This window comes from Streptosporangium sp. NPDC003464 (genome assembly GCF_053588315.1).
The window spans coordinates 1-18,558 of record NZ_JBSFPS010000044.1; the positions used below are offsets into that span (position 1 = coordinate 1).

Below are 18,558 nucleotides of genomic sequence, written 5' to 3' on the forward strand. Positions count from 1 at the left end.
ACCCTTGTCACCCAGGAGCGCGCACACGGCGTAGTGGCTGTGGTTCAGCCCCTCGCCGTTGGCGGCCGACATGATGCCCTTGCCGCGGCCCTCGACGCCCTCACCGCCGTGCTCCGCGGCCGACGGACCTGAACCCGCCGGGTCAGTTGTTCGCGATGAAGTCGGCGACCAGCCGGTTGAACTCGTCGGCGTGTTCGATCATCGCCCAATGCCCGCAGCGGTTGAGCAGCACCAGCCGGCTGTCCGGGATGTTGGCCAGCAGGTACAGCGAGGTCTCGAACGAGACGACGCGGTCGTCGCGACCGTGGATGAGCAGGGTCGGCACCTGGATCGCCGGCAGCGACTCCGGCTTGACCCACTTCGGCAGCGGGGCGCCCTTCGGCAGGCCGTCCACGTAGTTGCGCAGGTGGTCAGGACGGGCGAGCGCCGCGTCCGAACGCGCCTGACACAGTTCGGGAGTGGCGAACCGCGCCTTGTCGTAGACCATGATCTCGACGAGCCGGCGCATGTTCTCCGGGCTGGCGTCCCGGTAGGCCTCGATCAGCACCTTCAGGCCCTCGGACGGGCCGTCACCGGCGCCGAAGAGCGTGGGGATCCGGCCGACCGGCGGCCCCATGGTGATCAGGTGCGAGATCCGGCCCGGGTGCTCCGTGGCCAGCCGCAGCGAGGTCTGCCCGCCCATCGAGTTGCCGACGAACGCGGCCCTCTCGATGCCGAGGGCGTCCAGGAACTGGATCGCCGCCTCCACGTGGTCGAGCCGGTCGACGGTCGCGGGGTCCGACCCGCCCCAGCCGGGCATGTCGACGGCGTAGACGTGGAAGTGTTCGGCCAGCGCCTCGATGTTGCCGGCGAAGTTGCTCCATCCCGTCGCGCCCGGTCCGCTGCCGTGCAGCAGCACCACCGGGTGGCCGGTGCCCGCCTCGTAGTAGCGCAGCTTCCAGTCCGGGGTCTGGACGGTGCGTGCGATGTCCTTGGCGTCGAGGGCCATCAGTTGTCCTCCCCGTTCGGCGCGGGCGCGGCGGCCAGCAGTCCGGCGACGACGCCCGGGGGGCGGTGGCCCCAGCTGTGCAGCTTGTCGAGCGTCCTCACCTCCCACGTCTCGTCGTCGATGATCAGCCCGCCCCAGCCGTACTCGACGCTGAAGCCCGAGGGGGTGAAGACGTAGAAGCTGAACATGTGGTCGTTCGGATGCATCCCGAGCGTCATCTCGAACGGTTGCCTGGCGTCCATGCACCGGTCGTAGGCCACACCGACGTCGCGGATGTCGGTCACCTCGACCATGAAGTGATGGGTCTTCTTCGGCGAGGGCAGGTCACCGAAGGCCACGGTGTGGTGACGGCCGTTGCAGTGCAGGAAGATCAGGTCGGCGACCACACCCGGGGCCAGCTCCTCGACGATGACGTCGCTGATCTTGAAGCCGAGCAGGTCGACGTAGAAGCGCAGGTAGGTCTCCCGCGAAACACCGTGCGCCAGGAGGACCTGGTGGCCCGCGCCGCCGGCGCCCGTCACGAACCCGCCGAGCAGCTTCGCGGACTCGAACGGCGTGGCGGCGTCGGCCAGGCCGGTGACCAGCTCGACCCGGTTGCCCATGGGGTCCGTGGTGACGAAGATCCGCTCCACCTTGCGGGCGGCGGCGAGGGCGTCGTCGCCCTGGGTGACCTCGACCCCGGCCGCACGGACCTTCTCGACCAGTGCGTCGAGCGCGGCGGCGTCCGAGACCTCGTAGCCGGTGGCCACCAGGTCGTCGGCGGGCCCCCTGGTGACGATCCAGCGGTGGGCCTTCTCGTCGGTGCGCAGGGTGAACCCGCCGTCGATCTTCTCCCCGAACTGCATCCCCAGCAGCTCGACGGCGAAGTGCTCCCAGTCGGCGAGGTCGCCGACCTCGTAGACGACGTAACCGAGCTCCTTGACTCCGGACATCTCTTTCCTCTTCTCCTTCTCAGGTGACCGATTCAGGCGGGTACGGCGAGGCCGCTGACGTCGGCCGCGGCGACGAACTTGTCGGGACGGATCGCCACGGCGCGGGCGCCGTACCTGCGCAGCCAGGGCAGCAGGACCTCGTCGAGGTCGACCAGCTCGTCCGGGCCCTGCGTGTACGCCGTCTTCGGCCGTACGGCGAGGTAGCGCGCGCCGAGCGCGTCCCAGCCGTCCTTCTCCTCCGCCGTCAGCAGGGTCGCGGGGTCGACGTCGTCGCCGAGCAGCACGAAGCCGTCGCCGAGCAGGTCGTCCAGGCGCGCCATCCGGCCGGCGGCGTCGCCCGTGATCGGCTGCGGCACCATCCGGCCGACGACGCTGGCGTCGTCCAGCGGCCCCCTGATCCACCCGCCCTCCAGCACCGGCGGGGCGGTGAGCGGCGGCTCGAACGGGGTGACCGTGTCCTGGGGGACCGCGTTCATCGCGGCCTGCTCCGCCTCGGACAGTTCCTGCTTGATGACCCGCCCGAGCTGGACCGCGAGCCCGGTGTAGAAGGCGGTGTTCGGGCGCCGTTCCGCCTCGTAGGTGTCCAGCCAGCTCTCGGGCAGCTCACCCTTGATCACACGGGCGAGCTTCCAGCCCAGGTTGTGGGCGTCGCGCATCCCGGACTGCATCCCGGCGCCGGCCCACGGCGGCATCAGGTGGGCCGCGTCCCCGGCCAGGAACACCCGGCCCTTGCGCCAGCCGTCGCACATCCGGACGTGGTGCTTGTAGAAGGCGTGCCGGTGGATCTCGACGTCCTCCTCGGTGACGCCGAGCGCCTTCAGCAGCGGCCAGACCTCGGCGCTGGTCGGGTAGTCCGCAGGGGACTCGTCCGGCTTGAGCGGGATCTCCCATCGGTGGTTGCCGGCGGAGAGCGCGATGTCGACGACCGGCCGCTCCTTGTCGGACCAGAAGGTCAGGAAGTCCCGGTCGGGCCACCAGCGCTTGACGCGGCAGTCGATGACCACCCACGTGACGTCGTTGGTGTCGCCCAGCAGGCGGCACCCCACCTCGCCCCGGATCGTGCTGGCGCCGCCGTCGGCGCCGATCGCGTACCGGGCGCGGACGGCGCGCGTCCGACCGGTCGCGGTGTCGGTCGAGGTGACGGTGACGCCGTCGGCGTCCTGGTCGATCCCCGTGACCTCGGCGCCGTAGTGGACGGTGACGCGGTCACCGTGCTCCTGCGCGGCCGCGCGCAGCTCGGCCTCCATCGTCGGCTGGTAGATGTTGTAGAAGCGCGCCTTGCGGCCCAGCGTCGAGGGCGGGTGCTCGATCCGCATGATCTCCTGGCCGCCGTAGGTGACCCAGCGCAGGGCCCGCTGGGGGTCGATCTTCTTCTCGATCCGCTCGTCGATGCCGAGGTCCTGGAAGATCCGCATCGTCCAGTCGTTGACGGTCACGGCCCGTGCCCGGGGGTAGATGTCCCTGTCCCGTTCCAGGGCGACGGCGGAGACGCCGTACCTGGCGAGGGTGAGTGCGGCGATCACGCCGGTCGGGCCGTACCCGACGATCGCGACGTCCGCGTCGTAGCTGTCGGTCATGCGCTGACTCCGTTCTCGGCCGCACATGCTCGATGCGGCACTTTTGGACCAAACGTTCGGTCCAATTGCGAGGAGACTAACAACGACCTGCGGCGACGTGTCAAGAGCTGTCCGGAACGAGTTCTCACACCGCCACGGCCGGACCGATGGACGGGCCGCCGTCTCGAGGTCCCTAAACTTCGGCAGGTGGAGAAGCCAGCGCAGGGGGCGCACACCGGAAACAGCCGCGGCCGCCGGTCCCGGCAGGAGATCCTCGACGCGGCCGCCCGGGTGATGTCCGTGCGCGGCTACGCCGGCACGTCGATCTCGACGCTGGTGAAGGAGACGGGCCTGCCGAAGAGCGCCTTCTACCACCACTTCGAGTCCAAGGCGGGGCTGCTGTCCGCCGTCATGGCCCAGGGGGCGCAGGGCTTCTTCGCGGCCATGCGTGAGGCCCACCGTGACCCGCCGGTGGGCGGCACCCCCCGTGAGCGTCTGGGCTGGTACCTGCGCAAGACCGGCGAGGTCTTCGTGCACCGTGAGGAGTTTCTCCGTCTGTTGCTGGTGCTGGTGATGAGCAATGAGGCCGCCGAGGCGCGGGAGGCGATGCTGACCGTGATCGAGGTCCGCGGCGAGGGTCGCGACTACATGCGACACATGATCCGCTCGTCGTTCATCGGTGAGGGCGAGGCCGCCGCGGACGCGGTCGCGGACGCCCTCGCCCACTTCGGCATGGCCGGGTTCGACGGCGCCTTCGTCTCACTCCAGTCCGAGGACGGCAAGCCGATCCCGGAGTTCATGGAGCAGCTCGCCGACGCCATGGTGGCGCTCGGCGAGACGCTGATCGCCGGTCGCTGAGGTTTTCCCCGACGGTCAGGCGGGCCACCGCTCGCGCTCGGCGACGAGCGTGAGGGCGATGTCGACGATCATGTCCTCCTGGCCGCCGACCAGCCGGCGGCGGCCGCACTCCATGAGGATGTCGCGGACGTCGACGCCGTACCGCTCGGCGGCGGTCTCCGCGTGGCGGAGGAACGACGAGTAGACGCCGGCGTACCCCAGGGTGAGGGTCTCCCGGTCGACACGCACCGGACGGTCCTGCAGCGGGCGGACGATGTCGTCCGCGGCGTCCTGGAGCTGGAACAGGTCGCATCGGTGCTCGAAGTCCGAGAGGTCCGCGACCGCGATGAACGCCTCCAGCGGGCAGTTGCCGGCGCCCGCGCCGTGACCGGCCAGCGACGCGTCGACCCGGTGGACGCCGTTCTCGACCGCGACGACGGAGTTGGCGACCGACAGCGACAGGTTCTCGTGGGCGTGGACGCCGATCTCGGTCCCGGCGTCGAGGACGTCGCGGTACGCGCGGACCCGCGCGGCCACGTCGTTCATCGTGAGCCGGCCGCCGGAGTCGGTGACGTAGACGCAGTGGGCGCCGTAGGACTCCATGAGCTTGGCCTGCCGGGCCAACTCCTCCGGCGGGGCCATGTGGGAGAGCATCAGGAACCCGGACACGTCCATGCCGATCTCGCGCGCCGCGGCGATGTGCTGGGCGGAGATGTCGGCCTCGGTGCAGTGCGTGGCGACCCGGACGGAGCGCACCCCGAGGTCGTAGGCGCGCTTCAGCTCGTGGACGGTGCCGACCCCCGGCAGCAGCAGCGTGGTGAGGCGGGCGTTCACCAGCACCGACGCCGCCGCCTCGATCCACTCCCAGTCCGTGTGCGACCCGGGACCGTAGTTGAGCGACCCTCCGGCGAGGCCGTCGCCGTGGGCGACCTCGATCGCGTCGACACCGGCCCGGTCGAGCGCCGTGACGATGCGTCTGACGTCCTCCAGGGCGATCCGGTGGCGTACGGCGTGCATGCCGTCGCGCAGCGTGACGTCCTGGACGAAGATCGGGGTGCCCATCAAAAGTCCGCCTTCCGTGCCGCGATGCGTTCCGCGACCCGCAGGGCGGCGGAGGTCATGATGTCGAGGTTGCCGGCGTAGGCCGGGAGATAGTGCGCGGCCCCCTCGACCTCCAGGAAGACCGACACCTGGTGGGTGGGCCGCGCCGCGCCGCCGGGGAGGAGTGTCTCCACCGGCTGGTCGGCGGGGATCTCGGTGATCTGCACCTGTTGCTTGAGCCGGTAGCCGGGGACGTAGGCGGCGACGTCGGCGACCATCTTCTCGACCGACCGGCGGATCTCCTCGTGGGCGGCCGGGTCCGGTGCCGCGACGACGCACAGGACCGTGTCCCGCATGATCAGCGGCGGGTCGGCGGGGTTGAGGATGATGATCGCCTTGCCGCGGCGGGCCCCGCCGATCCGCTCGACGGCGGCCGAGGTGGTCTCGGTGAACTCGTCGATGTTGGCCCGGGTGCCCGGTCCGGCCGACTTCGACGCGATGGACGCGACGATCTCGGCGTACTCGACGGGCACCACCCGGCCGACGGCGGCGACGATCGGGATCGTGGCCTGGCCGCCGCAGGTGACCATGTTCACGTCGGGCGCGTCGAGATGCTCGTCGAGGTTGACGGCGGGGACGACGTAGGGCCCGATCGCCGCCGGGGTCAGGTCGATCAGCCGCTTCCCGGACGGGGTCAGCTTCGCGGCGTTCACCTCGTGCGCCTTGGCCGAGGTGGCGTCGAAGACGATCCCGATCTCGCCGAAGTCCGGCAGCGCGATCAGGCCGTCGACACCCTGGTGCGTCGTCCGGACGCCGAGCCGGGCGGCGCGGGCCAAGCCGTCCGATCCGGGATCGATGCCGACCATGGCCGCCATCTCCAGGTGACGTGCTCCGCGCAACACCTTGATCATCAAGTCGGTGCCGATGTTGCCCGACCCGATGATCGCGACCTTCGTCCTGCTCATGGTGCTGCTCCTTCGGTGAAGCGGACGGTCACCGTGCCGAGGCCGGACAGGGTGGCGGTGACGGTGTCGCCGGCGGTGACCGGCCGCATCGGACCGAGCGCGCCGGACAGGACGACCTGTCCCGCGCGCAGCGGCCCGCCGAGGTCGCGGGCCATGCGGGCCAGCCACCCGACCGCCTCGATCGGGTCGCCCAGGCAGGCCGCGCCGGTCCCGGTGGAGACCTCCTCACCGCCGATGCTCATCGACATCACGACGTCCGCCGGTTCGAACTCGTCGAGGACGCGGCGCTCCGTCCCGAGCACGTAGGCACCCGAGGAGGCGTTGTCGGCGACCGTGTCGCCGAAGGCGATGTCCCACCCGGCGATCCGGCTGCCGCAGATCTCGAGCGCGGCGACGCCGTACTCGATCGCATCCCGGACCTGCGGGGCGTCGAGCGGGCCGTCGGCCAGGTCGGAACGGAGCACGAACGCGATCTCCGCCTCCGCCCGTGGCTGGAGGACCCGCCCGACCGGGATCGCGTCCCCGTCGGCGTAGGCCATGTCGTCGAAGAGGACGCCGAGGTCCGGCTGGTCGACGCCGAGCTGCCGTTGCACCGCCTCCGACGTCAGACCGATCTTGCGGCCGGAGATGCGGGCGCCGGCGGCGAGGCGGGACCCGGCGAGCTCGGCCTGCACGGCGTACGCGGCGGCCAGGTCGTTCCGGCCGATCAGGTCCCGCACGGGGGCGCAGGGCACGCCGGACGCGGCCGCGCCGGCCAGCCGCTCGACCGCGGCGGCTATGTCGGACGGGCTCGCGGTGGCCGGCCCGATGGGTTCGTTCATACCCCCACTGTGCAGGCAGGATGGCGCGCCAACCAGCACATCGTCTCGCTCAGCGATACGCTGTGCGAGTGACGGAGACGGTCGATCTCGACACCGTGCTGGGCAAGGCGGTGACGATCCTGCGCGCCTTCCGGCCCGACGACCGGGTCGTCAGCCTCGCCGAGCTGGTGCGGCGTACCGGCCTCCACAAGGCGACCGTGCACCGGCTGTCCGGCGATCTGGTCGCCAACCGCCTGCTCGACCGCGCCGACGGCGGCTACCGGCTCAGTGGCGGTCTGTTCGAGCTCGGGATGCTCGCCTCACTGGAACGCAGCCTGCTCGAGATCGCGATGCCGTTCCTCCAGGACCTTTACGAACGTACCCACGAGACCGTCCACCTCGGGGTGCGGGAGGGGCACGACGTCGTCTACGTCGCCAAGATCGGCGGCCACCGCCAGGCCAGGGCGCCCTCGCGCACGGGCGGCCGGATGCCGCTCCACTGCACCGCGATCGGCAAGGCGCTGCTCGCGTACGCCGGCGCCGACCTGCGGCGCGAGGTGCTGACCGGGCCGCTCGAACGGCGCACGCCGCACACCGTCGTCGCGCCGAGCATCCTGCGCGGCCAGTTGCGCCGCGTCGCGGAGACCGGTGTCGCGTTCGAGGCGGAAGAGTCGGCCGTCGGGCTCCTGTGTGTCGCCGCGCCGGTGCTGGGGCGCGGCGACGAGCCGCTCGCCGCGATCAGCGTGGCCGGTCCGACGGGCAGGTTCCGGCCCGAGGGGCACGTGACCGCGGTGCGCGCGGCGGCGGCCGCGCTCGGCAGCACGCTCAGCCGGCGCGCCCTCCTCCGGTGAGCCGGCCTCTCAGAGGGCGCGGGTGATCGCGTCGGCCGTGGCCGTGAGCGCGGCGATGAGCGGCTTGATCTGCTTGGGGGAGTAGCGGACGCTGGGCATCGAGATCGACAGCGCCGCGTCGGTCGCGCCGGTGCGGCCCTTCACCGGACATCCCACCGCGACCACACCCCGCTCGGTGCGCTCAAGGTTGAGCGCGACCCCGCTGCGCCGTACGGACTGCAGATCCCGGCGCAGCCGCGCCAGGTCCGGCAGGTCCTCGTCCGGGTCACCGCGATCGTCGGCGGTGTAAAGGAGCTCCAGCTCCTCGTCCGAGAGCGCCGCCAGCGCCACCAGGCCGCCCGTGGCCTGGTGGGCCGGGAAGACCATCCCTTCGCGACTGCCCACCCGCAGAGCCTGACCGCACTCGACCGAGGCGATGAAGCGGACGCTCCGGCCGGTGCGGATGCTGAGGTTCACCGTCTCGTCGATGCGGTCCACCAGTGTCCGCATCGCCCCGAGGGCCGCCGCGCGCAGCGCGCCGACGTCGGACCGGGCACGCTCGGCGAGGGCGAGGACGGGGCCCACCCGATAGCTGCGGTCCTCGTTCTGCACCGCGAAATCGCGGTACACCAGCGCGGTCAGCAGCCGGTGGGCCGTGGAACGGGCCACGCCCAGACGCTCGGCCGCGGCCGAGACCGTGATCACCCCGTCGAGCTGCAGGATCTGCGCGAGCCGGAGGGCATGGTCGACGCTGTTGGGCGCATAGGCGGGCGGGGTCTTCATGGGCTTCGCCATGGGACCGATCCTGGCACATGGATTCTGCCCTGCAGAATCCTCTTCTCCGGATCTGTCGCCTCCACGGATAGTCGGGGCCATGCCCCACGTGAACGCCGGCAGGTCGCCGGTCAAGATCGCCGCTGTGGACCGGCCGGACCAGCCCTCCCTCAGTCCCGAGCTGGAGGACCTCTACCGAGGCTTCGAAGAGGCGCTGCTCGTCCCGTTGTGGACCGAGATCGGCGACCTGATGCCGCCGCACCCGCGTTCCAGCGCGCAGCCGCACCGCTGGGAGTGGAGCACGCTGCTCGACCTGGCCGGCCGCGCCGGGGAACTGGTCCCGGTCGGCCGCGGCGGCGAGCGCCGGGCGATCGCTCTGGCCAACCCGAGCCTGGGGGGCAAGCCCTACGCGACGCCGACCCTGTGGGCCGCGATCCAGTACCTGATGCCAGGCGAGGACGCGCCCGAGCACCGGCACAGCCAGAACGCGTTCCGCTTCGTCGTCGAGGGCGAAGGTGTGTGGACCGTGGTCGAGCGCGACCCGGTGCCGATGCGCCGGGGAGACTTCCTCCCCCAGCCCGGCCTGCACTGGCACGCCCACCACAACGCGGCAGACACACCGATGGCCTGGATCGACGGGCTCGACATCCCGTTCCAGTACGGCGTCGAGGCGCAGTTCTTCGACTTCGGCCGGGACACCCTCACCGCGGAGGAGCACGCCACCCCCGACCGCTCTCGAGCCGAACGGCTCTGGGGACACCCCGGCCTGGCGCCGGTCTCACAGCTCGGCCGTCATGAGGGCACGCCGTTGCTGTGCTACCGCTGGACCGACACCGACGCCGCGCTGGCCGACCAGCTCGCGCTGGAGCGGGAGGGACACGCGGGCACGGTCGGACCCGGCCACGCCCTGGTCCGCTACACCAACCCGACGACCGCCGGCGACGTGCTCCCGACGATCCGGGCGCAGTTCCACCGGATCACGGCGGGCGTGGAGACCGCGCCGTACCGGGAGACCGGCTCGTCGGTCTACCAGGTCTTCGACGGGTCCGGCCGGGTCACCGTCGGTGACCGGTCCTGGAGGGTGACCCGCGGCGACCTGTTCGCCGTCCCGTCCTGGCAGCCGCTGTCGATCCGCTCGGAGGCGTCGGCCTCCGACTCCGACTCGGGCGCGCTCGACCTGTTCCAGTTCAGCGACGCCCCGATCTTCACCAAACTCGACCTGTACCGCAGCCACACCGAGGAGGGCGGCCGATGAAGCTCGCCACCATCCGCCTGGACGACCACCGCACCGCCGCCGTCCGCGTCGAGGGCGGACAGCTCGTCGAGGTGGGCGGGCCCGACGTCGGCGCGGTGCTGGCCGCGCCCGGAGGTCTCCAGGCCGCCGCGGCCGCCGACGGCCCGCGGCACCCGCTCGCCGGAGCCGACCTCGCCCCGGTCGTCCCGCGGCCGGGCAAGGTCGTCTGCGTCGGGCTGAACTACCAGAACCACATCAAGGAGATGGGCCGCGACCTCCCCGAGTACCCGACCCTCTTCTCCAAATTCGCCGACACCCTCATCGGCGCCACGGACGAGATCCGGCGTCCGGCGGAGACCGAGCAGTTCGACTGGGAGGCCGAGCTCGCCGTGGTCATCGGCCGGCAGACGCGCCGGGCGGACGAGGAGCAGGCGGTCGCCGCGATCGCGGGGTTCACCGTGCTCAACGACATCACCTGCCGGGACTGGCAATTCCGGACCCGTGAGTGGCTGCAGGGCAAGAACTGGGACTCGACCACCCCGATCGGCCCGTTCCTCGTCACCGCGGACGAGACCGGCCCACGGCCGGCGCTCGACATCCGATGTGAGGTCGACGGCCGGGTGGTGCAGTCCGACAACACCGGCGACCTGCTCTTCGACCCGGTTCACCTGGTCCGCTACGTCTCGACGATGGTCCGGCTCAACCCGGGCGACGTGATCGCGACCGGCACGCCGGGCGGCGTCGGTCACGCACGCAGGCCGCCGGTCTTCCTGAAGGGCGGCGAGCTTGTCGTGACCGAGATCGAGGCGCTGGGCAGGCTCGAGAACCGCGTCGTCCGCGAGGGCGAGTGATGGCGCGCGACCTCGCCACCACGCTCGCGTGGGTCGACACGGGGACCCGGCTGTGCGCGTCGGCGATCGCCGGTCTCTCCGAGCAGGAGTACGGCGCCGCGTCGGCCCTGCCAGGTTGGACGCGCAAGCACGTCGTGGCGCACCTGGCGGCGAACGCCGAGGCGATCGGCAACCTGGTCCGGTGGGCGCGCACCGGCGAGGAGACCCCGATGTACGCCTCGCCGCAGGCGCGCGCCGCCGGGATCGAGCGGGGCTCCCTGCTCGGTGCCGACGAGCTGACCCGGTGGTTCACCGAGTCCGCCGCGGCCCTGGCCGCCGCGATGGCGGCACTGCCCGAGGACGCGTGGCGGGCCGAGGTGGTGACCGCGCAGGGGCGCACCGTGCCGGTGAGCGAGACCCCATGGATGCGCAGCCGGGAGGCCATGGTGCACGCGGTGGACCTCGCGGCCGGGCTCACCTTCGCCGACCTTCCCGACGACTTCCTGCGGGAGCTGCGGGAGGACATCCGCGCCAAGCGAGGTCATGACGCGGTGCCCGACGTCAAGGGGTCGCCGGCCGACGTGACCGCCTACCTGGCCGGACGCCCTGCGGGCGGAGTGACCTCCGCCGACGGCAGCCCCCCACCGACCCTGCCTCCGTGGCTGTGACGAGAAAGAAGATCCTATGGGCACCTCCCCCTCCACCCGCGCCGACGTGATCGTCGTCGGGGGCGGCATCGGCGGCCTTTCCGCCGCGCTCGCCCTGATCCGCCAGGGCCTGCGGGTCCGGGTGTACGAGCAGGCTCCCGCGTTCGGCGAGGTCGGCGCCGGCCTCCAGCTCGCGCCGAACTGCACTCGCATCCTGGACCGCTACGGGCTGCTCGAGGAGGCGGCCGCCCTCGGCGTGCTGCCCGAGACCATGGTCATGAAGGACGCCGTGGACGCCGCCGAGCTGACCCGGCTCGACCTCCGAGACGTCGAACGCCGTTACGGCTACCCCTACCTCGTGATCCACCGCAGCGACCTGCACGGCATCCTGCTCCGCGCCTGTGAACGGGCGGGCGTCGAGCTGCTCACCGACGCCCGCTGCACGTGGTACGAGAACGTCGACGGCGGCGCCCGCGTCCGATTCGCCGACGGCGGCGTGGACGAGGCGGACGTGGTGATCGCCGCCGACGGCCTGCACTCGATCGCCCGCGAGCTGCTGGTCCGGGACGAGCCGGTGAGTTCCGGGTACGTCGCCTACCGCTGCGCCGTGCCGTTCGAGAAGGTCGCCGGCAACGACATCCACGACAAGGACGTCGTCGTGTACGTCGGCCCGCGTTGTCACTTCGTGCAGTACCCGCTGCGGGGTGCAGAGACGTTCAACCAGGTCGCCGTGTTCGAGTCGCCGAAGGCGCTGGCCGGCGAGGACGACTGGGGAACCCCCGACGAGCTGGACGCGGCGTTCGCGGGGACCTGCGATCAGGTCCAGCAGGGCTTGCCGCTGATGTGGCGCGACCGATGGTGGCGGATGTTCGACCGTGACCCGATCATGACCTGGGTCACCGGCCGGATCGCGCTGCTCGGCGACGCCGCGCACCCGCCCCTGCAGTACATGGCGCAGGGGGCGATCATGGCGATCGAGGACGGCTGGGTGCTCGGTGAGCACGTCGCCGCTCAGCGCGCCGAGGACGGCTCAGACGTGGACTGGGACCGGACGCTCGCCGCCTACCAGGCGGTACGGCCCGAGCACTGCCGCCGGGTCGTCACCACCGCTCGGGCGTGGGGCGCGTTGTGGCACCTCGAGGGCGTCCGGAGACTGCAGCGCAACGCCCTGCTGCGCGGCCGCGACGTCCACGACTACTCGTTCGTCGACTGGATCTTCGGTCCCACGGCGCTGACCCCCGAGGACGAGCCGGAGATGTTCCGCCCGATCCCCCTCGATGCCGCGCCACTGTGACCGGCCTCGGGAACGACGGGACAGCCGTTGGCGGTACCCGTCGGTAACCGGGTCGGCCGGACGGATCTCATGTTCTGTCGGTCTACCGATCCGCATCGCCTCAGGTCAACGCAGTGACCGTGGTACGGCCGGCAATCCGGTCCCACGGACCGTGCGGCAACCCGCCGCCGAAACCTCAGCACGGCGCGCCCCGGCCCACGGTGTCCTTCTGGCGTACTCCGGGTCCTTCTGGCGTACTCCGCCGCCCCCTGTCCTGGGCGGCGCCGGACCTGCGGCACGCCCTGGGGTTCCGGCTCGGGGTCCGGGAGGCGTTCCCGGCGGCCGAGCCCCGCTCGGCGCGACGCTCGCGGAACTCATCTTCTGGGCGCCCTCGCGCAACAGCGGCGGCACTGAGGTGCCATGACCGTCGTCACGGAGCCGACGATGTCGGGGAGTGGATGCGCGATTCCAGCCCGGCCAGAAGTGTGTGGAGTCCGAACTCGAACGGGTCCCCGGGCGGGGTTATGGCGGCGGAGTCGATGCGGGCCCGCAGCCGGGGGAGGTTCTGGGTGACCGCGAGCATCTCAGCGGTGATCCCTTGGAGCTCTTTGTCGGCGTCGGCGCCGTTCCGTCGTAGGTGCGCCTGCCAGGCCGCTTGTGCCGCCTGGCCCTGCGCGGCGCCGATCACGAACATGAGCACGGTGGCGGCCGGCCGGCTCGCCGGCCCGGCCGCGGGCCACCTGCAACCGCTACCACGGCGTCATGCAGATGATCGCCGCGCTGGACCTGGTCGCTGGCAGGCTGTATTACCGGATCCGGGCCATTACCGGATCCGGGCCCGCAAACGCCGGCGCGAGTACCCGTCCTTCCTCAAGACACCACGCACCCGCTGGCCCGGCGAGAAGCTCTATACGATCGCCGACAACTGTCGCCGCCGTTTGGCAGCCGACCAGGCGACAACTCCGGCGAGGTCGCTGCCCTGCCCGGACGGAAAGGTCGAGGGAAAGATGTCGGCCATCGCGCCGGTGCTTATGGCCGCCTCACCGGGGTTGACGCCTGCGGCCTTGACCCGCACGAGGACCTGCCCGCTCTCGGGCACCGGCCGGTCGACCTCGTCGACCCGCAACACCTCGATTCCACCGAACTCGTCGTATCTGACTGCCTTTGTCATTGTCTTGCTTCTCCTGTGGCGCGCGATGCGCGGCTGACGTCGAGAACGGGAATGGTCCGTGCTGGTGTGGCTGTTACCAGGGCACCGTTCCGGCGTCGTCGAAGAATCCGCCGGTCGGTCCGTCGTCGGGCAGGGTTGCGAGGTGAATCGCGATGGCCGCACCCTGTTGTGGTGTGCGGACGCCTTGGAAGCCGTTGAGGTCGGTGGCGGTGAAGCCGGGGCAGCCGGAGTTGATCAGGATGTTGGTGTCGCTCAGTTCCTTGACGTATTGGATGGTGAGGGCGTTGAGGAAGGTCTTCGAGGCCAAGTAGGCGGCGGGAACCTGGCCCATGTCGATGCCCGGTGTGGTTTGCAGGGTGAGCGAGCCGACGCTGCTGGACATGTTGACGATCCGCGGTGATGCCGAGTTGCGCAGCATCGGCAGCATCGCGTTGGTGACCCGGATGACGCCGATCACGTTGGTTTCCACGACGGCTCGCACGGTCGCGGGCTCGCCCGTGGTCGGTGTCTGTGGCATACCGCCGGTGATCGCGGCATTGTTGACCAGGACGTCGAGCCCTCCGGCACGGCCGGCGATCAGCTCGGCCGCGGCGGCGACGCTTTCGTCGTCGGTGACGTCGAGCGGCACGCCGAACGCATCGGTCCCGGCCGCGCGCAGCTTCTCGACCGCGGTGTCGCGGCGTTGTTGATCCCTCGCGCCCACACCGATTCGCCAGCCAAGGGCGCCCAGGCCTGCGGCGATCTCGTATCCGATTCCCTTGTTCGCGCCGGTCACCAGCGCGATCGTCCGTTCACTCATGCCGTCGATCATGTTGCGGACTCGGGTGGGGCGTCCAAGACCGGTCAGGTGGGCGGCGATACCGCACGGGTATTGGTCGTGGTCAGCGCCGGATACGATGAGCTGGTGGAGACGCGGGAGTTGCGATACTTCGTCGCCGTAGCGGAGGAGTTGCACTTCGGGCGGGCGGCACAACGGCTCGCGATGGCGCAACCACCACTGTCGCGGGCGATCCAGCAGCTGGAACGGCGGCTCGGAGTCGTTCTGCTGCACCGCACCGCTCGCGCCATCGCCTTGACCGAGGCCGGGTCGGTGCTGCTACGGGAGGCCCGGCTCGCGCTCGACGCGGTCGAAGCCGCCGAGCGCCGCACCCGCCGCGCCGCGGCTGACCAGCCCGGTGTGGTCCTGGCCACCAAGGCCGGAGCGTCCAGGGAACTGTTGTCGAAGCTTCTGCACGCCTACGCCGCCGAACCGGGCTCAGTGGCAGTCGAGGTGATGCTGTGCGGGCCGGGCGAGCCGGAAAGTCTGCTGCGCAACGGGCGTACCGACGTTGCTCTGCTCCACCGGCCTTACGACACGACAGCCGGATTCGACACCGAGGAGCTGCACACCGAACAGCAGGTCGTGGTCCTGCCCAAGGGTCATCCCCTCGCCAACCGGGCGTATCTGTCGTTAGTCGAGGTCAACGCCCAGACGGACCTGCCCCTGCCGCGCTGGCCTGGACGGGATGGCGGCTATCCGGACGGCCCCGGCCCGCAGGTGCGCGACCATACCCAACTGTTCCAACTGATCGCGCTCGGACTGGCCTGCGCCGTCGTACCCGAGTCGCTCCGAGACCAGCTAAGCGACGACCACGCCATCGTGCCGGTGCCGGACGCACCGGCCGTCACGACCGTCATCGCCTGGCCGCCACACAGCAGATCCAAAGCCGTCGCCGACCTCGTCCGCACCGCGACACGCCTATAGCCGATACCCGCTGCAGCACCGCTGTTCGCAGGCCGCACGACTGTACCGAGCATCACCAATGTTTCGGGATACATCCGGTGTACTGTCTCGAAGTCCGGTATGTGATGGTGTGTCGCGATCGCTAAACAGAGAGATCTCCGGTAAAGGGTTCAACGACCAAGAAGAACCCGAATACCGGAGATCTCGTGATCACCCTGGCGGTGACGAGGCGGTCATGGCCGCCATCCGGGTGCCCTGGATGGGGCCGGGACGGCCGCGCACCCGTCCCCGTCTCGTGCGGGCGGACAAGGCTTACGCTTCCCGGGCGGTCCGCGCTCATCTGCGCGGACGCGGGATCCGTGCCACGGTTCCCGGACCGGTCGATCACGTTCAGGGCCGGTTACGGCGCGGTAGCCGGGGTGGCCGTCCTCCGGCCTTTGACCGGGGCGACTACCGAGAGCGGCACGCCGTGGAATGCGGCATCAACCGGTTCAAACGCCACCGCGCCGTCGCCACCCGCTACGACAAGCTCGCCGTTCGCCATGAGGCTGTCATCCACATCGCCGCCCTCAACGACTGGCTCACCCGCCTTTGAAACAGGCCCTAGGCGATCTTGACTTCGCGCTCCCCTGAACGCCGTTCGGCCCTACAGGCGATCAGGAGCCCCGACAGAACCCAGCTCATCAGCCAACCCGTCACCCACGCCGATCGTCCCTTACCACACGCCGCCCTAGGAGTGATCACCATGAGGACCGCCCGTCATTTCATCGCCGCCGTGTTCGTCCCAGCCCTTGCAGGATGCAGCACAGGCGCGGGCAGCGCGGCGCCACCCATCTCGGCGACGCCGGGGTCCCGCTCCAGCTCATCATGGGCAAGACCCGGCACAAGAACTCGCGCACCGCCCTGCGCCACGCCAAACCTGGCGTCGAGGCCGTCGCGGCCATCACCACCCGCCTCGCCTCGCCTTGCCTCGCCGTACCCACTGACCGGCTCTTTCGTGGAGAGAAGCGGCCACTGCCCCTCTCAGGCGTACTTGGTCTGCCCTCTGGATTCGTCGCCTGGCCGAACAGCGCCGTGCCTACGCGGCCGCCTCGCGCCTGGACTACGACGCGTCCTGATCGGCCAAGCCGCCGTCTTCTGGCGCCCGCTCTCAGTGGGGGAGGGCGGTGAGGCGGTTGCTGAAGCGGGCGAGCATCCCGCTCTGGGACGTCTCGGAGAACATCCGGCCGATGAGCGGGGGGATCCGCCAGTTGGCGGGGCTGTGCCTGGCCAGCCTGGACACCAGGTTGACGTGCGGGTAGCGGGCCCGCTCGTAGGCGCGTAGCCGTTGCGCCGGGTCGCCGCCCTTGGCGAGCTCGCGCCCGAGCACCCACACGTCCTCCAGGGTCTGGTTGGCGCCCTGGCCGAGGGTGGGTGGCATGAGGTGGGCGGCGTCGCCGAGCAGGGTGACGCGGCCCTTGCCCCACTCCCGGCGCACCTTCTGCCAGTGGTGGCCGAAGAAGTCGAGATCGTCCTCGGACGCCTGGGCGAGCAGTTCGGGGACGGGGGACGCCCAGTGGCCGAAGCGGCGCCTCAGTTCGGCTAGGGGCGCGGCAGGGCGCGGCTCGCCGGGGGACCAGCGTACGTCGAACCACCACTGGAGCTTGCCGTCCCCGGCGGGGATGATCCCGCACGCCCCCTCCCTTCCGGTGATCATGAGGTGGAGGTGGGCGCGGGCAAGGTCGATGTCGATCCGGCTCAGGGCCTGCCAGGTGCCGAAGGTGGCCGTCCGGATGGGGACGTCGCCCCACAGCTCGCGCCGGACGACCGAGTGGTGGCCGTCGGCTCCGATGAGCAGGTCCCCTGTGATCATTGAGCCGTCGTCGAAGGTCGCCGTGACCCGGTCGCCGTCCTGGGTCACTTTCCGGCAGCCCGTGCCGTAGCTGATCAGGTCGCCGGGCAGCCCCTCGGACAGCCGCTCCAGCAGAAGGCGGCGGGAGATCGACTTGTTCGGGAAACCGTAGAGCGTGGCCGCATGGGCCATGTCGGAGCTGAGCCGTAGCCGGCCGTCCGCCGTCAGCGCGTCGATCCGGTCGAACCGGCCGCCGACGCCGTCAAGGCTGACACCGAGATCATGCAGCACGGCGGCGCCGTTGCTGAAGATGCTCAGTCCCGCGCCGCCCGTCCGCATGGTCGGCGCCTGCTCATAGATCCGCACCTGGTGCCCGGCGGCCAGCAGACTCCGCGCGACGGCCAGGCCGCCCACGCCGGCACCGATGACAAGAACATCCATTTTCTCTCCAAATCGAAGTAACTTCATTTTAAAGATACATCGATGCGAAGTACATTGGGTCGAGTGACCGACAAGCACCTAGAAGAGGACGTCTTCCGCGAGTTCCTGATCGCGGTCATGCTGCACATCGAGGCGATCGCCGACCGGCTCGGCGTGCACCATGTGGACGTGGCCGCCCTCATCCTGCTGGAGATGCGCGGCCCGCTCCCCGTGGGAGTCATCTCCGAGGAGCTGGGGCTGCCGTCCGCCTCCGCGACCCGGCTCACCGACCGCCTGGAGAAGGCCGGCTATGTGCGGCGGGTGCGCGGCGAGCGCGACCGGCGCATGGTCACCGTGGAGCTGATAGAAGGTGGCATGGCCGAGTACCACGCCACCCGCATCACCTCCGAGCGGCACCTGGGAGAGATCCGCGGGCATTACACGCCGGAGCAGGTGCCGTTGATGCTGGGTATCCTCACCGGCGTCGCCCGGGCCTACCGCTCGGCGACCAGGGAACTGCGCGAGCAGTCCGGCTGAAGCGCTACGGTGAACACTCTGTTTATGGCGCTGTAAGTGTGAGATTTCCGCTTTCGCGGCCGTTCCGCATGCCCCCGCCGGACGATTGCTGTATCGAGAAGGACACGGCGCTGTCGGCCGCCCTGGCCGCCGAGCTACCCCTCGGTGAGGCCCCGAAGCGGCTGCGCGG

20 protein-coding genes are annotated in these 18,558 nt (G+C 70.7%); 9 read left to right on the forward strand and 11 right to left on the reverse strand.

What is annotated here, in order from left to right; genetic code table 11:
- Positions 1 to 142: 142 nt before the first annotated feature.
- Genes ACWDS7_RS12660 through ACWDS7_RS12670 form a run of 3 tightly spaced genes read right to left on the reverse strand, consistent with a single transcriptional unit; the run spans position 143 to position 3,497 of the window.
- Positions 143 to 988, reverse strand: coding sequence for an alpha/beta fold hydrolase (locus ACWDS7_RS12660; protein ID WP_451929375.1), 846 nt, complete (start codon positions 986 to 988; stop codon positions 143 to 145).
- The gene (locus ACWDS7_RS12665; protein WP_451929376.1) at positions 988 to 1,920 is read right to left on the reverse strand and encodes a VOC family protein; all 933 of its coding nucleotides are present in this window, start codon (positions 1,918 to 1,920) and stop codon (positions 988 to 990) included. Before ACWDS7_RS12665 ends, ACWDS7_RS12660 begins: the two co-directional genes overlap by 1 nt.
- A gap of 32 nt (positions 1,921 to 1,952) precedes the next feature.
- Positions 1,953 to 3,497, reverse strand: a complete 1,545-nt coding sequence (locus ACWDS7_RS12670) for a bifunctional 3-(3-hydroxy-phenyl)propionate/3-hydroxycinnamic acid hydroxylase (RefSeq protein ID WP_451929377.1) — start codon at positions 3,495 to 3,497, stop codon at positions 1,953 to 1,955.
- A 186-nt stretch (positions 3,498 to 3,683) separates the two neighbouring features.
- Here ACWDS7_RS12670 and ACWDS7_RS12675 point away from each other — a divergent pair, with 186 nt between their 5' ends.
- On the forward strand, positions 3,684 to 4,334 hold the full coding sequence (locus tag ACWDS7_RS12675) for a TetR/AcrR family transcriptional regulator (RefSeq protein WP_451929378.1): 651 nt from the start codon (positions 3,684 to 3,686) through the stop codon (positions 4,332 to 4,334).
- 15 nt (positions 4,335 to 4,349) lie between these two features.
- Here ACWDS7_RS12675 and dmpG read toward each other — a convergent pair whose 3' ends face one another.
- Genes dmpG through ACWDS7_RS12690 form a run of 3 tightly spaced genes read right to left on the reverse strand, consistent with a single transcriptional unit; the run spans position 4,350 to position 7,140 of the window.
- Positions 4,350 to 5,375: a 4-hydroxy-2-oxovalerate aldolase gene (gene dmpG, locus ACWDS7_RS12680; RefSeq protein ID WP_451929379.1), complete on the reverse strand. Its 1,026-nt coding sequence runs from the start codon at positions 5,373 to 5,375 to the stop codon at positions 4,350 to 4,352.
- Positions 5,375 to 6,319, reverse strand: a complete 945-nt coding sequence (locus ACWDS7_RS12685; RefSeq protein ID WP_451929380.1) for an acetaldehyde dehydrogenase (acetylating) — start codon at positions 6,317 to 6,319, stop codon at positions 5,375 to 5,377. The genes dmpG and ACWDS7_RS12685 overlap by 1 nt, the downstream gene beginning before the upstream one ends.
- The gene (locus tag ACWDS7_RS12690) at positions 6,316 to 7,140 is read right to left on the reverse strand and encodes a 2-keto-4-pentenoate hydratase (RefSeq protein ID WP_451929381.1); all 825 of its coding nucleotides are present in this window, start codon (positions 7,138 to 7,140) and stop codon (positions 6,316 to 6,318) included. Before ACWDS7_RS12690 ends, ACWDS7_RS12685 begins: the two co-directional genes overlap by 4 nt.
- A 68-nt stretch (positions 7,141 to 7,208) precedes the next feature.
- On the opposite strand from ACWDS7_RS12690, the gene ACWDS7_RS12695 reads away from it, so the two are divergent.
- Positions 7,209 to 7,970, forward strand: a complete 762-nt coding sequence (locus ACWDS7_RS12695; protein WP_451929382.1) for an IclR family transcriptional regulator — start codon at positions 7,209 to 7,211, stop codon at positions 7,968 to 7,970.
- Between the two features lie 9 nt (positions 7,971 to 7,979).
- Here ACWDS7_RS12695 and ACWDS7_RS12700 read toward each other — a convergent pair whose 3' ends face one another.
- The gene (locus tag ACWDS7_RS12700) at positions 7,980 to 8,744 is read right to left on the reverse strand and encodes an IclR family transcriptional regulator (protein ID WP_451929383.1); all 765 of its coding nucleotides are present in this window, start codon (positions 8,742 to 8,744) and stop codon (positions 7,980 to 7,982) included.
- 79 nt (positions 8,745 to 8,823) lie between these two features.
- On the opposite strand from ACWDS7_RS12700, the gene ACWDS7_RS12705 reads away from it, so the two are divergent.
- Genes ACWDS7_RS12705 through ACWDS7_RS12720 form a run of 4 tightly spaced genes read left to right on the forward strand, consistent with a single transcriptional unit; the run spans position 8,824 to position 12,728 of the window.
- A complete protein-coding gene (locus tag ACWDS7_RS12705; RefSeq protein ID WP_451929384.1) occupies positions 8,824 to 9,978 on the forward strand; it encodes a cupin domain-containing protein in 1,155 nt (384 codons plus the stop codon).
- The gene (locus tag ACWDS7_RS12710; RefSeq protein WP_451929385.1) at positions 9,975 to 10,808 is read left to right on the forward strand and encodes a fumarylacetoacetate hydrolase family protein; all 834 of its coding nucleotides are present in this window, start codon (positions 9,975 to 9,977) and stop codon (positions 10,806 to 10,808) included. Before ACWDS7_RS12705 ends, ACWDS7_RS12710 begins: the two co-directional genes overlap by 4 nt.
- Positions 10,808 to 11,455 carry a maleylpyruvate isomerase family mycothiol-dependent enzyme gene (locus tag ACWDS7_RS12715; protein WP_451929386.1) on the forward strand — a complete coding sequence of 216 codons (648 nt, stop codon included), beginning with the start codon at positions 10,808 to 10,810 and terminating at the stop codon, positions 11,453 to 11,455. Before ACWDS7_RS12710 ends, ACWDS7_RS12715 begins: the two co-directional genes overlap by 1 nt.
- A 16-nt stretch (positions 11,456 to 11,471) precedes the next feature.
- Positions 11,472 to 12,728, forward strand: coding sequence for an FAD-dependent monooxygenase (locus tag ACWDS7_RS12720; protein WP_451929387.1), 1,257 nt, complete (start codon positions 11,472 to 11,474; stop codon positions 12,726 to 12,728).
- A gap of 409 nt (positions 12,729 to 13,137) precedes the next feature.
- On the opposite strand, the gene ACWDS7_RS12725 is transcribed toward ACWDS7_RS12720, so the two are convergent.
- From ACWDS7_RS12725 to ACWDS7_RS12735, 3 genes are all read right to left on the reverse strand, one after another.
- Positions 13,138 to 13,401, reverse strand: coding sequence for a hypothetical protein (locus ACWDS7_RS12725; RefSeq protein WP_451929388.1), 264 nt, complete (start codon positions 13,399 to 13,401; stop codon positions 13,138 to 13,140).
- Positions 13,402 to 13,614: 213 nt separating this feature from the next.
- A complete protein-coding gene (locus ACWDS7_RS12730; protein WP_451929389.1) occupies positions 13,615 to 13,878 on the reverse strand; it encodes an alcohol dehydrogenase catalytic domain-containing protein in 264 nt (87 codons plus the stop codon).
- 73 nt (positions 13,879 to 13,951) lie between these two features.
- Positions 13,952 to 14,689: an SDR family oxidoreductase gene (locus ACWDS7_RS12735; protein ID WP_451929390.1), complete on the reverse strand. Its 738-nt coding sequence runs from the start codon at positions 14,687 to 14,689 to the stop codon at positions 13,952 to 13,954.
- Positions 14,690 to 14,725: 36 nt separating this feature from the next.
- On the opposite strand from ACWDS7_RS12735, the gene ACWDS7_RS12740 reads away from it, so the two are divergent.
- Positions 14,726 to 15,622, forward strand: a complete 897-nt coding sequence (locus ACWDS7_RS12740; RefSeq protein ID WP_451929391.1) for a LysR family transcriptional regulator — start codon at positions 14,726 to 14,728, stop codon at positions 15,620 to 15,622.
- A gap of 214 nt (positions 15,623 to 15,836) precedes the next feature.
- Entirely contained in the window at positions 15,837 to 16,196 is a 360-nt protein-coding gene (locus tag ACWDS7_RS12745; protein ID WP_451929392.1) for a transposase, read from the forward strand.
- Between the two features lie 555 nt (positions 16,197 to 16,751).
- Here the strand turns inward: ACWDS7_RS12745 and ACWDS7_RS12750 are convergent.
- The gene (locus ACWDS7_RS12750) at positions 16,752 to 17,873 is read right to left on the reverse strand and encodes an FAD-dependent monooxygenase (RefSeq protein ID WP_451929393.1); all 1,122 of its coding nucleotides are present in this window, start codon (positions 17,871 to 17,873) and stop codon (positions 16,752 to 16,754) included.
- Positions 17,874 to 17,936: 63 nt separating this feature from the next.
- Here ACWDS7_RS12750 and ACWDS7_RS12755 point away from each other — a divergent pair, with 63 nt between their 5' ends.
- Positions 17,937 to 18,389, forward strand: a complete 453-nt coding sequence (locus ACWDS7_RS12755; protein WP_451929394.1) for a MarR family winged helix-turn-helix transcriptional regulator — start codon at positions 17,937 to 17,939, stop codon at positions 18,387 to 18,389.
- The last annotated feature ends 169 nt before the right edge of the window (positions 18,390 to 18,558 follow it).

Excerpts from the sequence above, each read along its gene's own strand:
- ACWDS7_RS12705 (WP_451929384.1), top strand. The coding sequence starts at position 8,824 with ATGCCCCACGTGAACGCCGGCAGGTCGCCGGTCAAGATCGCCGCTGTG.
- ACWDS7_RS12670 (WP_451929377.1), bottom strand. The coding sequence starts at position 3,497 with ATGACCGACAGCTACGACGCGGACGTCGCGATCGTCGGGTACGGCCCG.
- ACWDS7_RS12730 (WP_451929389.1), bottom strand. The coding sequence starts at position 13,878 with ATGACAAAGGCAGTCAGATACGACGAGTTCGGTGGAATCGAGGTGTTG.
- ACWDS7_RS12735 (WP_451929390.1), bottom strand. The coding sequence starts at position 14,689 with ATGATCGACGGCATGAGTGAACGGACGATCGCGCTGGTGACCGGCGCG.
- ACWDS7_RS12660 (WP_451929375.1), bottom strand. The coding sequence starts at position 988 with ATGGCCCTCGACGCCAAGGACATCGCACGCACCGTCCAGACCCCGGAC.
- ACWDS7_RS12690 (WP_451929381.1), bottom strand. The coding sequence starts at position 7,140 with ATGAACGAACCCATCGGGCCGGCCACCGCGAGCCCGTCCGACATAGCC.
- ACWDS7_RS12750 (WP_451929393.1), bottom strand. The coding sequence starts at position 17,873 with ATGGATGTTCTTGTCATCGGTGCCGGCGTGGGCGGCCTGGCCGTCGCG.
- ACWDS7_RS12685 (WP_451929380.1), bottom strand. The coding sequence starts at position 6,319 with ATGAGCAGGACGAAGGTCGCGATCATCGGGTCGGGCAACATCGGCACC.
- ACWDS7_RS12745 (WP_451929392.1), top strand. The coding sequence starts at position 15,837 with ATGGCCGCCATCCGGGTGCCCTGGATGGGGCCGGGACGGCCGCGCACC.
- ACWDS7_RS12725 (WP_451929388.1), bottom strand. The coding sequence starts at position 13,401 with ATGTTCGTGATCGGCGCCGCGCAGGGCCAGGCGGCACAAGCGGCCTGG.
- ACWDS7_RS12700 (WP_451929383.1), bottom strand. The coding sequence starts at position 8,744 with ATGGCGAAGCCCATGAAGACCCCGCCCGCCTATGCGCCCAACAGCGTC.
- ACWDS7_RS12710 (WP_451929385.1), top strand. The coding sequence starts at position 9,975 with ATGAAGCTCGCCACCATCCGCCTGGACGACCACCGCACCGCCGCCGTC.
- dmpG (WP_451929379.1), bottom strand. The coding sequence starts at position 5,375 with ATGGGCACCCCGATCTTCGTCCAGGACGTCACGCTGCGCGACGGCATG.
- ACWDS7_RS12665 (WP_451929376.1), bottom strand. The coding sequence starts at position 1,920 with ATGTCCGGAGTCAAGGAGCTCGGTTACGTCGTCTACGAGGTCGGCGAC.
- ACWDS7_RS12720 (WP_451929387.1), top strand. The coding sequence starts at position 11,472 with ATGGGCACCTCCCCCTCCACCCGCGCCGACGTGATCGTCGTCGGGGGC.
- ACWDS7_RS12715 (WP_451929386.1), top strand. The coding sequence starts at position 10,808 with ATGGCGCGCGACCTCGCCACCACGCTCGCGTGGGTCGACACGGGGACC.